3 protein-coding genes are annotated in these 14,060 nt (G+C 71.6%); all 3 read left to right on the plus strand.

All coding sequences use genetic code 11. The features are described from left to right. Positions 1–85: 85 nt before the first annotated feature. The 3 genes from JF781_RS04125 (at position 86) to JF781_RS04135 (ending at position 14,059) form a co-directional block, all read left to right on the plus strand. A complete protein-coding gene (locus JF781_RS04125; RefSeq protein WP_225327525.1) occupies positions 86–1,147 on the plus strand; it encodes a type III polyketide synthase in 1,062 nt (353 codons plus the stop codon). Between the two features lie 125 nt (positions 1,148–1,272). Then, on the plus strand, positions 1,273–7,665 hold the full coding sequence (locus JF781_RS04130) for a type I polyketide synthase (RefSeq protein ID WP_225327526.1): 6,393 nt from the start codon (positions 1,273–1,275) through the stop codon (positions 7,663–7,665). Beyond that, on the plus strand, positions 7,646–14,059 hold the full coding sequence (locus JF781_RS04135) for a type I polyketide synthase (RefSeq protein WP_225327527.1): 6,414 nt from the start codon (positions 7,646–7,648) through the stop codon (positions 14,057–14,059). The genes JF781_RS04130 and JF781_RS04135 overlap by 20 nt, the downstream gene beginning before the upstream one ends. Position 14,060 lies beyond the last annotated feature (1 nt).

Here is a 14,060-nt window from a genome sequence, read left to right on the forward strand (position 1 = left end):
CCGCCATGCCGACTAGACTGCGGGCTCAAAGAGATCCGGATGAACCTTGCGGGCCGGATCCCCGTGACCAAGGGGTGGGAAGGCAATGAGCGTCGTCGCCGGCGTGTTCGGTGCGCTACCGCCGCACCGTTATTCGCAGCGCGACCTCACCGACTTCTTCGTCAGCATTCCCGAGTTCGCGGGCTACGAAGACATCGTCCGGCAGCTGCATGCCAGCGCCAAAGTCGACAGCCGCCACCTGGTGCTGCCGCTCGAGCAATACCCGACGCTGAGCGACTTCGGCATGGCGAACCGGATCTTCACCGAGCATGCCGTGAACCTCGGCTGCGAGGCGCTGTCCGGCGCGCTCGACGAGGCGGGACTGCGGCCGCAGGACGTCGACGTGCTGATCACGACGACCGTCACCGGGCTGGCGGTGCCGTCGGTGGACGCCCGGATCGCCGCGCGGCTCGGCCTGCGCGACGACGTGCGACGGGTGCCGCTGTTCGGGCTCGGCTGCGTGGCCGGGGCGGCCGGGGTGGCCCGCGCGAACGACTACCTGCGTGGTGCGCCCGACGCCGTCGCCGCCCTGGTCTCGGTCGAGCTGTGCTCGCTGACCTATCCCGGATACAAGCCGTCGCTGGCCGGGATGGTCGGCAGCGCGCTGTTCGCCGACGGGGCCGCGGCGGTGGTGGCCGTGGGCGACCGGCGCGCCGAACACCTTGCGGCCGGCGGGCCCAGCGTCCTGGATTCGCGCAGTCATCTGTACCCCGATTCGCTGCGCACCATGGGCTTCGATGTGCGATCGGGCGGGTTCGAGCTCGTGCTGTCGAAGGACGTCGCGGCCGTCGTCGAGCAATACATCGAAGACGACGTCACCCAGTTTCTCCGGTGCCACGGCTTGACCCCGACCGACATCGGCGCGTTCGTCAGCCACCCCGGCGGCCCCAAGGTCATCGAGGCGATCAACGCCGCGCTCAGCCTGCCGCCGGAGGCCCTGGAACTCACCTGGCGTTCGCTCGGCGAGATCGGCAATCTGTCGTCGGCGTCGGTGTTGCATGTGCTGCGCGACACCCTCGCCAAGCCGCCGCCGAGCGGAAGTCCCGGCCTGATGCTCGCGATGGGACCGGGATTCTGTTCCGAACTGGTGTTGTTGCGTTGGCACTGATGGTCGCTCGTGTACTTCCATTCCTGCCCTGAGGCGCCCTTTTGGGGCGGTGGCGAGTTTGTGGCGGTGGGTCGAAAGGGCCCATGGGCGACTGGCGCTGTGAGTGACACGAAAGGCCGCGTTCGATGAACGGCAACACCGAGGAGCTCGTCCGGGCCCTTCGCCAATCGCTGAAGGATAACGAGCGGCTCAAGCGCGAGAACCGCCAATACCTTGCCGCCACCACCGAACCCGTCGCGGTCGTCGGCATGGGATGCCGCTATCCCGGTGGTGTCGATTCGCCAGAGGCGTTGTGGGAGATGGTGGTTGAGGGCCGCGACGTGGTCTCGGAGTTCCCGTCGGACCGCGGCTGGGCCTTGGCCGGGCTCTTCGATGCGGATCCGGACGCGGTCGGGAAGTCGTATGCGCGCTGCGGTGGGTTCCTTTCGGAGGTCGGGGAATTCGACGCCGCCTTCTTCGGGATCGCCCCCAGCGAGGCGCTGGCGATGGACCCGCAGCAACGCCTGCTGCTCGAGGTCTCGTGGGAGGCGTTGGAGCGGGCCGGAATTGACCCCGTCACCCTGCGCGGTTCGTCGACCGGCGTGTTCGCCGGGATCTTCCACGGCTCCTACGGTGGCCAGGGCCGGGTGCCGGGACACCTGGAGCGGTACGGCCTGCGCGGCTCGACGCTGAGTGTGGCATCCGGGCGGGTGGCCTACTCGTTGGGGCTGGAGGGCCCGGCGGTCTCGGTCGACACGGCGTGTTCGTCGTCGTTGGTGGCACTGCATCTGGCGGCGCAGTCGTTGCGTTCCGGCGAGTGCGATCTGGCGCTGGCCGGCGGCGTGACGGTGATGGCCACACCGGCGATGTTCATCGAATTCAGCCGGCAGCGGGCGCTGGCCGCCGACGGCCGGTGCAAGGCCTATGCGGGCGCGGCCGACGGCACCGGGTTTTCCGAAGGCGTCGGCGTGCTCGTGCTGGAGCGGCTGGCCGACGCGCGCCGGCTGGGGCATCCGGTCCTGGCGGTGGTGCGGGGCTCCGCGGTGAACCAGGACGGCGCGTCCAACGGGCTGGCGACGCCCAACGGGCCCTCACAGCAACGGGTGATCCGGGCGGCGCTGGCCAACGCGCGGCTGGGCACCGCGGACGTGGACCTGGTGGAAGGGCACGGCACCGGCACCACGCTGGGGGATCCGATTGAGGCGCAAGCGCTTCTGGCGACCTACGGGCAGGACCGGCCGGCGAATCGGCCGCTGTGGCTGGGGTCGATCAAATCCAACATGGGTCACACGTCGGCCGCGGCCGGCGCCGGCGGAGTGATCAAGATGGTGCAGGCGATCCGCCACGGGGTGATGCCCAAGACACTGCACGTGGATGAGCCGACGCCGCACGTGGACTGGTCGGCCGGGGCGGTGTCGCTGCTGACCGAAGCGCGCCCCTGGTCGACGCCTGACCGGCCGCGCCGCGCGGGCGTCTCGTCGTTCGGCATCAGCGGCACCAATGCGCACGTCATCGTGGAGCAATATGCACCGGAGCCCGAAAGCGCCGCGCCCTCAGGCGATGACGTGGTGGTGCCGTGGGTGCTCTCGGCCAGGTCGGCCGAGGCGCTGTCGAACCAGGCGGCGCGGCTGCTGGCGCACGTGAAGGCCCACCCCGCTCTGCGGGTGGTCGACGTGGGCTGGTCGCTGATTTCGACGCGGTCGCGCTTCGAACACCGCGCGGTGATCGTGGGCGCCACCGGCGCGCAGCTGCTGCGCGGGCTGGCCGAATTGGCGGCCGGCGAACAGGGCGCCGGCGTCGCGGCGGGGCGGGCGCAGTCGCCCGGCAAGACGGTGTTCGTGTTCCCCGGCCAGGGATCGCAATGGCCCGGTATGGGCGCCCAATTGCTGGACAGCTCAACGGTATTCGCCGAGCACCTGCACCGCTGCGCTGACGCGCTCGCCGAACACGTCGATTGGTCGCTGATCGACGTGATCCGCGGCGCGCCGGCCGCGCCCGGACTGAACCGGGTGGACGTGGTGCAGCCGGCGCTGTGGGCGGTCATGGTGTCGCTGGCCGAGTTGTGGCGTTCGGTGGGTGTGACCCCCGATGCCGTGATCGGCCATTCGCAGGGCGAAATCGCGGCGGCCTCTGTGACGGGGGCGCTGTCGCTCGAAGACGCCGCCCGGGTGGTGGCGCTGCGCAGCAAGCTGCTGGTGGGGTTGTCGGGCCGGGGTGGCATGGTCTCGCTGGCCTGCGGCCTGCCGCGCGCGGAGCAACTGATCGCGGCATGGGGTGAGCGCTTGAATATCGCCACGGTCAACGGTGTTTCGGCGGTGGTGGTGTCCGGCGAGGTGGACGCGCTGACCGAGTTGATGCAGCGGTGCGAAGCCGACAACATTCGCGCCCGCCGCATCGACGTCGACTACGCCTCGCATTCCGCTGCGGTGGACGCGATCCGGGAGCCGCTCGCCGCGGCGCTGAACGGCATCGCGCCGCGGTCGTCCTCGGTCGCGTTCTTCTCCACCGTGACCGGTGAGCTCATGGACACCGCGGGACTGGACGCCGACTACTGGTTCCGCAGCATCCGGCAGACGGTGCAATTCGAGCGGGCGATACGCAGCGCGTGCGACGCGGGCTATCAGTCGTTCATCGAGTCCAGCCCGCACCCCGTGCTGATGGCCGCCATCGAAGAGACGATGCCCGACAGCGAACAGGGCTGCGTGATTCCGTCGTTGGGCCGCGATGACGGCGGCCTGGACCGCTTCTGGCTCTCGGCCGGACAGGCGTTTGTGGCGGGCGTCGCTGTGGACTGGGGTGCCGCGCTTGCCGGCCTGGGCGGCCGGCGCGTCGACCTGCCGACATACGGGTTTGTGCGGCAACACTTTTGGCTTCCCGGCGGGTCGACCGGATCGTATGACGTCGCCACCCTGGGCGTCGACGGCGCCGAACACGGGCTGCTCGGCGCGGTGGTGCCGCGCCCCGACTCCGGCGGTGTGGTGCTGACGGGCCGCTTGTCGACGGCCGCCCACCCGTGGTTGGCCGATCACGCGGTGGGCGAGACGGTGTTGTTCCCGGGTGCGGGATTCGTCGAGCTGGCCATCCGTGCGGGTGACGAGGTCAGCTGCGGAGTGCTCGACGAGTTGACGCTGTCGACGCCGCTGGTGCTGCCCGCCGCTGACGGTGTGCAGGTGCAACTGGTGGTCGGCGCGCCCGGCGAGTCGGGTCAGCGGCGGCTGTCGGTGTATTCGGATGCCGCGCAGCCGGGTTCGGAGTGGGTGTTGCATGCCGAGGGCCTGTTGCGGCCGGGGGTGGTGACGCCGGCCGCGGACCTCTCGGTGTGGCCACCCGTCGGCGCGGCCGCGGTCGAGGTATCCGACGCCTATGCCCGGCTCGCGCAGCGCGGCTACGAATACGGGCGCGCATTCCGGGGATTGCGGGCGATGTGGCGGCGCGGGGACGAGATCTTCGCCGAGGTCACCGTGCCCGATGACGCCGCCGCGGCCGAAGGCGGCTTCGGCATCCATCCCGTGCTGTTGGACGCCGCGCTGCACGCGATCGGTGTCGCCGGCGAGCAGGACCAGACCGCGCTGCCGTTCTCGTGGCAGGGCGTGTCGTTGCACGCGTCGGGCGCCGCGCGGGCGCGCGTTCGCATCGCGCCGGCCGGCGCCGGGGCGGTCTCGGTGGAATTGGCGGACGGCGCGGGGCTGCCGGTGCTGTCGGTGGGCTCGCTGGCGATGCTCCCGGTCTCCGCCGAGCAGTTGACGGTCGCGGCGGCCCCCGAGCGGCGTCCGCTCGCCGAGGGATTGCTCGACGTGACCTGGTCGCCGATCTCACTGGGCGGCGACAGCGCTGGCGCGAAGGCCACGCTGTGGGAGGTGGCCGATCATGCGGGCGACGTGGTGAAGTCGGTGCACGCGGCGGCTACCGAAGCCTTGGAGGTGCTGCAATCGTGGTTGCGCGCCGACGGTGCCGGGGTGCTGGCCGTGCAGACCCGCGGGGCGGTCGCGCTTGCCGGGGAAGACGTTTCGGACCTGGCCGGCGCCGCGGTATGGGGCCTGGTGCGCTCGGCCCAAGCCGAGCACCCGGGCCGCATGGTGCTGATCGACTCCGATGGATCGCTGGATGCCCACGCGGTAATCGGCTGCGGTGAACCGCAAGTGGTGGTCCGCCGGGGCGTCGCCTACGCGGCCCGGCTGCGGCCGGCGCGAGCGGACTCCGCGGTCAGCCTGCCGGCTGGTGGCTGGCGGCTGGACGCCGGTGGCGAGGGCACCCTGGAGGACCTGGTCGTAAGCCATTGCCCGCGAGCCGAATTGACCGCCGGACAGGTGCGGGTGGCGGTGGCCGCGGTCGGCGTCAACTTCCGCGATGTGCTGGTGGCCCTCGGGATGTATCCCGGCGGCGGCCGGTTGGGCGCCGAGGGCGCCGGTGTGGTCGTCGAGGTCGCCCCCGACGTGACCGGCGTGGCGGTCGGTGATCACGTGATGGGGCTGTTGGGGGTCGTCGGCTCCGAGGCGGTGGTGGACCAGCGATTGGTGACGCCGGTGCCGCAGGGGCTGTCGCTGGTCGTGGCGGCGGGCGTGCCGGTGGTGTTCCTCACGGCCCTGTACGGGTTGTCGGTGCTGGCGGGGCTGCGGGCCGGGGAACGGGTATTGGTGCACACCGCCACCGGGGGAGTGGGCATGGCCGCGGTCCAACTGGCGCGGCACTGGGGTGCGGAGGTATTCGTCACCGCCAGCCGCGGCAAGTGGGATACCTTGCGCGCGATGGGATTCGACGACGAACACATCGGGGATTCGCGCACGCTCGAGTTCGAGGCGAAGTTCCGTGCGGTGGCGGGCGACCGGCCTTTCGATGTGGTGCTCAATTCCCTGGCAGGCGAGTTCACCGACGCGTCGCTGCGGCTATTGGCCGCGGGCGGGCGATTCATCGAGATGGGCAAGACCGACGTCCGCGACCCGCACGTCGTCGCCGACCAGTACCGGGGCGCCCAGTACCGGGCCTTCGACCTGTTGGAGGCCGGCCCCGACCGCACCGCGGCCATGCTGGCCGAGATCGTAGGGCTGTTGACGGCCGGGGTCTTAATACCGTTGCCGCAGAAGACGTTCGACGTTCGATGCGCCTCGGCGGCCTACCGGTACGTCAGCCAGGCCCGCCACATCGGCAAGGTCGCGCTCACCGTTCCGTCGGGACCCGGTGAGGTGCTCAGCGGGTGCGGCGGCGGCCTGGCGGGGGCCACCGTCGTGATCACCGGCGGCACCGGGATGGCCGGCTCGGCGCTGGCCCGCCACCTCGTCGACCGTTACGGGGTGGCCCACGTGGTGCTGGTCAGCCGTGCCGGCGCGGCGGCGGCCGGGGTCGCGGAATTGGTGGACGGGTTGCAGCGGGCCGGCGCCGAGGTGACGGTGGAGGCCTGCGACGCCGCCGATCCTGACGCGGTGGCGGCGATGCTGGCCCGGATACCGGCGCGGTATCCGCTGCGCGGTGTCGTCCACGCCGCCGGGATCCTCGACGACGGATTGATCTCGTCGCTGACCCCGGATCGGGTGGACGCGGTGCTGCGGGCCAAGGTCGACGGGGCCTGGAACCTGCACCAGCTCACCCGGCACCTGGATTTGTCTGCGTTCGTGGTGTTTTCGTCGATGGCCGGGATCGTGGGAACCCCGGGGCAGGCCAACTACGCGGCGGCCAACAGTTTCCTCGACGGGCTGGCCTCATACCGGCGCGCCCACGGCCTTGCGGGCCTGTCGCTGGCCTGGGGCCTGTGGGAGCAGGCCTCGGCGATGACGGCGCACCTCGGTGACCGGGACAAGGCGCGGATGAGCAGGATCGGGCTGGCGCCGCTGTCCACCGGGCAGGCCCTGGCGGCGTTCGACGCCGCGATGCTCGCCGACCGGCCGGTGTTGGTGGCCGCCGGCCTGGACCGGGCCGCCCTGTCGGACAACGTCGCCGCGCTGCCGCCGCTGTTGCGCGAACTCGCCGCCGGCCCGGCGCGGCGCGTCGTCGACGACACGGACATCGCCGCGTCCGGCACCGGTCTCAGCGCGCGCCTACACGGTCTGAGCCCCGAAGCCCGGCAGCGCGAATTGGTCGACCTCGTTCGCGGCAACGCCGCGATGGTGTTGGGGGTGTCGAACCCGGCCGACATCAATGTCGGCCGCGCGTTCCAGGAGCTCGGCTTCGATTCGCTGACCGCCGTCGAACTGCGTAACCGCCTCAAAAACGCCACGGGCCTTACCCTTTCGCCGACCCTGATCTTCGACTACCCGACACCGACCGTGCTGGCCGGACACCTGGACACCCAACTGGCGGGGTCGGACACCGACGTCCAGCCGAACCTGATGGCCCGCGTCAACGACATCACCCGCGAACTGCAGGCGCTGCTGGGCGCGCCCAACTGGAGTGCCGACGAGCGCTCGGCGCTGCGGGCCCGCATCCACACGCTGCTCAGCGCCATTGCGCCGGGCGACCCGCCCGACTCCGAACCCCTCGACGATGACCTCGAAGCCGCCACCGAAAGCCAACTCTTTGCGATCCTCGATGACGAACTCGGCCGCTGACCCCCCGCCGGGAGCGACGATGCCGGGCACCGCGCAGCACGTCGACTACCTGAAACGCCTCACGGCGGATCTCAGGCGGACCCGGCGGCGCGTCGCGGAACTGGAAGGCCGGCTGTCCGAGCCGGTGGCGGTGGTGGGCATGGCCTGCCGCTACGCCGGTGGGGTGGACACGCCGGAAGCCCTGTGGGAGCTGGTCGTCGAGGGCCGGGACACGGTATCGGACTTTCCGCTCGATCGCGGCTGGGACGTCGAGGGCCTCTACGACCCGGATCCGGACGCCAAAGGCAAGATGTACACCCGCCACGGCAGCTTCCTGCAGGACGCAGGTGAATTCGACGCCGGATTCTTCGGCATCGGGCCCAGCGAGGCGCTCGCCATGGATCCGCAGCAAAGGATGATGCTGGAAATCTGCTGGGAGGCGTTGGAGCGCGCGGGAATTGACCCCTTCGCGCTGCGCGGCACGGCGACCGGAGTCTTCGCGGGCGTCATCCACGCCGGATATGGAGGCGAGGTGAAGGGCGAGCTGGAGGGCTACGGCCTCACCGGCTCGACCCTGAGCGTCACCTCGGGCCGGGTGTCGTACGTGTTGGGGCTGGAAGGGCCGGCGGTGTCGGTGGACACCGCGTGCTCGTCCTCGTTGGTCTCCATGCATCTGGCCGCGCAGTCGTTGCGGTCCGGGGAATGCGACCTGGCGCTGGCCGGTGGCGTCACCGTCATGGCGACCCCCGCGGCGTTCGTCGAGTTCAGCCGGCAACGGGCGTTGGCGCCCGATGGTCGCTGCAAGGTGTATGCCGGTGCGGCGGACGGGACTTCGTGGTCGGAAGGCGCGGGCGTGCTGGTGCTGGAGCGGCTGGCCGACGCGCGGCGCCTCGGACATCCGGTCCTGGCGCTGTTGCGGGGCACGGCGGTGAACCAGGACGGCGCGTCCAACGGCTTGACCGCACCCAACGGGCCGTCGCAGCAACGGGTCATCCGGGCGGCGTTGGCCAGCGCCGGGTTGACGGCGGCGGACGTGGACGTCGTGGAGGGGCACGGGACCGGGACGGTGCTCGGCGACCCCATCGAGGCGCAGGCGCTGCTCGCGACGTACGGGCAGGATCGCCCGGCGGACCGGCCGCTGTGGCTGGGATCGATCAAATCCAACATCGGCCACACCTCGGCCGCGGCGGGCGTGGCCGGGGTGATCAAGATGATCCAGGCGATGCGGCACGGGGTGATGCCCCAGACGCTGCACGTGGATGTCCCGTCGCCGCACGTGGATTGGTCGGCCGGCGCGGTGTCGCTGCTGACCGAGCCGCGGCCGTGGCCGGATCACGGCGGGCTGCGGCGGGCGGGCGTCTCCTCCTTCGGGATCAGCGGCACCAACGCCCACGTGATCGTCGAGCAGGCCCCCGCCGAACCCGGACCGGAGCCGGACGGCGAGCCCCCGCGCGACGGCTCGAATCCGATTGTGCCGTGGGTGGTTTCGGCCCGGTCGCCCGATGCGCTGGCCGGTCAGGCCCAACGCCTGCTGGACCACCTGGGCGCCGACCCGGGTGTGCCCGCGGTGGACGTGGGATGGTCGTTGGCGACCACCCGGGCGGCGTTCGAGCACCGCGCGGTGCTGATCGGCGCCGATCGTGCGGGCTTGATGGCGGGGCTGACGGGGCTGGCGTCCGGGGCGCCGGTCCCGGGCGCGATCACCGGGCGCACCCGCTCGGTGGGCAAGCGGGTGTTCGTGTTTCCCGGTCAGGGTTCACAGTGGCTGGGCATGGGTGCCGCCTTGTACGCACGATTTCCGGTGTTCGCCCGGGCCTTTGACGAGGCCGTGGCCGCGGTGGACGGCCACTCCCGGCTGCCGTTGCGCGAGGTGATGTGGGGTACCGACGCGGAGTTGTTGCAGGGCACCGAATTTGCCCAGCCGGCGCTGTTCGTGCTGGAGATCGCGTTGGCCGCGCTGTGGGAATCTTTCGGCGTCACGCCGGATGTGGTGATCGGCCACTCGGTGGGGGAGATCGCCGCGGCCTGCGTCGCCGGCGCGCTCTCGCTGCCCGATGCGGCGCGACTGGTGGCGGCCCGGGGCAGATTGATGGCGCAGTTGCCGCCCGGTGGGGTGATGATGGCGGTGACCTCCACCGAGGCCGACGTGGCGCCCCTGCTGAACGCTGAGGTCGGCATCGCGGCGGTCAACGGTCCGCAATCGCTGGTGCTTTCGGGATCGGAGTCGGCGGTGAAGGCCGTCGCGGACCGCCTGGCGGACGGCGGCGCCCGGGTGCGGCAGCTGGCGGTCTCGCACGCGTTCCACTCGCCGCTGATGGAACCCATGATGGGGGACTTCTCCGCGGTGGCGGCCGGAGTGTCGGCCCGCGAGCCGCGGATCGCGTTGGTGTCCAACCTGACCGGGCAGCTGGCCGGCCCCGACTATGGGTCGGTCGCGTACTGGGTCGACCACGTGCGCCGGCCGGTGCGGTTCGTCGACGGCGTGCAGCTGGCCGAATCGCTGGGCGCCGGCGTGTTTCTGGAGGTCGGCCCCGGCGCGGCGTTGACGGCCGCGGTCGACCAGTCCGTGACGACCGACCGCGCGATGTCGGTGGTGTCGATGGCCAAGGGCCGCCCCGAGGTCGACTCGCTGCTGTCGGCGGCCGGCCAGCTGTTCGCGACCGGTTCGGACGTGGACTGGTCCGCGTCATTCACCGGGCTGAACGCCCGCCGGATCGCGTTGCCGACGTATGCCTTTGTGCGGCGCCGGTTTTGGCTCTCGAGCGATTCGGTGGGGTCGGCGAACATCGCCAGCCTGGGCCTGGCCGAGGCCGAGCACGCGCTGCTGGGTGCGGTGGTGGACCGGCCGGATTCCGGCGGCGTGGTGTTGACCGGGCGGCTGTCGACGGCGGCTCAGCCCTGGCTGGCCGACCACGCGGTGGGCGGCACCGTGCTGTTTCCCGGTTCGGGCTTCGTGGAGCTGGCGTTGCGGGCCGGTGACGAGGTCGGCTGCTCGGTGATCGAGGAGCTGACGCTGTCGGCGCCACTGGTGGTTCCGTCGGTGCCGGCGGGCGGCGTCGTGCAGCTTCAGGTGGTGGTGGACGCGCCGGGCGACACGGGGGCGCGAGCCGTCTCGGTGTATTCGCGTGTCGCGCAAACGGATTGGACGTTGCACGCCGAAGGCGTGTTGAGCGGCGGCGCCGCCGCCCCGGCGATGGATCTGTCGGTGTGGCCGCCGGCCGGTGCGGACGCGGTGGACGTGGCCGGCGCGTACGACGACCTGGCGGCCCGGGGCTACGGGTACGGCCCGGCGTTTCGGGGGCTGCGGGCCGTGTGGCGGCGTGGGACCGAAACCTTCGCCGAGGTCGAACTCCCGCAGCACGCGGGAGTCGCGACCGGTGGCTTCGGCATCCATCCGGTGGTGCTGGACGCGGCGTTGCACGCGCTCGGGGTGGCCGACGAGCGGATCGAGGCGGTGTTGCCGTTCTCCTGGCAGGGCGTGAGCCTGAACGCCGCCGGAGCATCGCGGGTCCGGGTGCGGCTGGCGCCCGTCGGCACCGGAGCCGTGTCGGTCGACCTGGCCGACGCGTCGGGCCTGCCGGTGCTGTCGGTGCGGGAGCTGGTGACGCGCGCCGTGTCGGCCGAGCAGTTGACGGCCGCGGTGGCGGCGCGCTCCGGCAGCGGCGAGCTCCTGGACGTGGTGTGGTCGCCGGTTGCTCTCCCGGGCAATAGCGTTGGCGAGAAGGTCACGGTATGGGAGCCGCCGCCCGGCGCCTCGGTCGCCTCGGTGTACACGGCCACCCACGAGGCCCTGGGCGTCCTGCAATCCTGGCTGTCCGGCGACGACGCCGGGGTCCTGGTGGTGCAGACCCGCGGGGCGGTGACCCTGTCGGCTGACGACATCTCCGACCTGGCCGGCGCGGCGGTCTGGGGGCTGGTGCGCTCGGCGCAGGCCGAGCACCCGGGCCGCATCGTGCTGGTCGACACCGATGGATCGCTGGACGTCGCGGCGGTGATCGGTTGCGGCGAACCGCAATTGGTGGTGCGCGACGGCGTCGCCCACAGCGCCCGGCTGAAGCCGGCCGGCCAGCGGGCGCTGTTGCGGTTACCCGAGCCGCCGTCGGTGTGGCGGCTGGCCGCCGGCGATGCCGGGACGCTGGAGGATCTGGCGGTGCAGGAGTATCCGCCGGCGAACTTGGAAGCCGGTCAGGTACGGGTGAAGGTGGCCGCGGCCGGGGTGAATTTCCGGGATGTGCTGGTGGCGCTGGGCATGTATCCCGGTGCCGCGCAGTTGGGCGCCGAGGGCGCCGGCGTCGTGACCGAAGTCGGTCCCGGCGTCACCGATGTGGCCGTGGGTGACGCGGTGATGGGGATATTCGGGCTGGCGGGCTCGGAAGCGGCCGCCGATCGCCGACTGGTGACGCGGGCGCCTCGGGGCTGGTCGATGGCCCAGGCCGCGGGCGTCCCGGTGGTGTTTCTGACCGCGTATTACGGGCTGTCGGTGCTGGCCGGGCTGCGGGCGGGCCAACGAGTGCTGGTGCACGCGGCCACCGGCGGGGTGGGCATGGCCGCGGTGCAGCTGGCCCGGCATTGGGGTGCGGAGGTGTTCGCGACGGCAAGCCGCGGCAAATGGGACACGCTGCGCGCCATGGGCTTCGATGACGCGCACATCGCGGATTCGCGGACGCTGGACTTCGAGCAGAAGTTCCGCGCGGCGGTGGGCGCCGGGGGCTTCGACGCGGTGCTCAACTCCCTGGCCGGCGAGTTCAACGATGCGTCGTTGCGGCTTTTGGGCCCCGGCGGTCGTTTCATCGAGATGGGCAAGACCGATCTGCGTGATCCGGATGTCGTCGCGCACGCCCACCCCGGCGTGGGGTACCGCGCCTTCGACCTGATGGAGGCCGGCCCGGATCGCATCGCGGAGATGCTGGCCGAGTTGATGGGGTTGTTCGCCAGCGGGGTCTTGGCGCCGTTGCCCGTCAAGGCTTTTGACGCGCGCTGCGCCGCCGACGCCTACCGCTTTGTGAGCCAGGCCCGCCACATCGGCAAGGTGGTGCTCACCATGCCGGACGGGCCCGCGGGGCTGGCGGGCGGGACCGCGCTCATCACCGGCGGCACCGGCATGGCGGGTGCGGCGGTGGCCCGCCACCTCGTCGAGCGGCACCGGGTGCCTCACGTGATGCTGGTCAGCCGCAGCGGGGAGCGGGCGGCCGGAATCGCCGAGCTGGCCGGCGAATTGCGCGACGCGGGGGCCTCGGTGTCGGTGGTCGCCTGCGACGTCGGCGACCGGGACGCGGTGGCGGCCGTGCTGGCGCAGGTGCCCTCGCAATACCCGCTGCGGTCGGTGTTCCACGCCGCCGGGGTGATCGACGACGCGGTGATCGCGTCATTGACGCCCGCGCGGGTCGATACGGTGTTGCGCGCCAAGGTCGACGGCGCCTGGAACCTCCACGAGCTGACCAAGGAACTCAATTTGTCCGCGTTCGTGGCCTTTTCGTCCATGGCCGGCATCGTGGGTGCGCCGGGTCAGGGCAACTATGCGGCGGCCAACAGCTTCCTCGACGCGCTGGCGGCCCATCGGCGGGCTCGGGGACTGCCGGGGTTGTCGGTGGCGTGGGGGATGTGGGAAGAGCCGTCGGCGATGACACACCACCTCGGTGAGGTCGACCGGGCCAGGATGAGCCGGGCCGGCCTGAGCGCGTTGACCACTCGGCAAGCGCTGGAGCTGCTGGACGCCGCGCTGCTCGGCGACCAGCCCATGGTGGTGGGCACCCGCCTCGACCGGGGCGCGCTGGCTCAGCACAGCGCCACGCTGCCGCCGCTGCTGAGCCAGTTGGCCACCCGCCCGGCCCGCCGGGTCCTGGAGCACACCGACATGGTGTCCCTGACGGGCCTGCGGGCGCGGTTGGACGGCATGAGTCCCGAACAGCGACAAGCCGAATTGGTGGAACTGGTCTGCGGCAACGCGGCCACGGTATTGGGGCACACCGGCGCGGAGGTCAACGCCGACGACGCCTTCGCTGACCTCGGCTTCGATTCGCTGACCGCCGTCGAACTGCGAAACCGGCTCAAAATCGCGACGGGGCTTACCCTTTCGCCCACGCTGATCTTCGATCACCCGACGCCGGCCGCCCTGGCCGAGCACCTCGGAACCGAGCTGGCCACCAACTCCGTGGCCGCCCCGGTCACCCCGCCCGATCGCATGGCCCGGTTCAACGACATTGCGCGGGAGCTGCACACCCTGCTCAGCCAGCCCGGGCTGAGCGCGAGCGACCGAGCGCAGCTCGTCACAAGGCTCGAAGGTCTGCTGGCGACAGCGACCGCTCCAGCGCCGGCGGCGCTGCCGGACCACCCCGAGGACCCGTTCGACGACGACCTCGCCACCGCCACCGAGAGCCAACTCTTTGCGATCCTCGACGACGAAGTCGGCCCCTGAC

The organism is Mycobacterium sp. WUMAC-067, from assembly GCF_020217485.1.
Lineage (GTDB): Bacteria > Actinomycetota > Actinomycetes > Mycobacteriales > Mycobacteriaceae > Mycobacterium.

Bases quoted from the DNA above. Each gene is read 5' to 3' on its own strand.
- JF781_RS04125 (WP_225327525.1), top strand. From the start codon at position 86: ATGAGCGTCGTCGCCGGCGTGTTCGGTGCGCTACCGCCGCACCGTTAT.
- JF781_RS04130 (WP_225327526.1), top strand. From the start codon at position 1,273: ATGAACGGCAACACCGAGGAGCTCGTCCGGGCCCTTCGCCAATCGCTG.
- JF781_RS04135 (WP_225327527.1), top strand. From the start codon at position 7,646: ATGACGAACTCGGCCGCTGACCCCCCGCCGGGAGCGACGATGCCGGGC.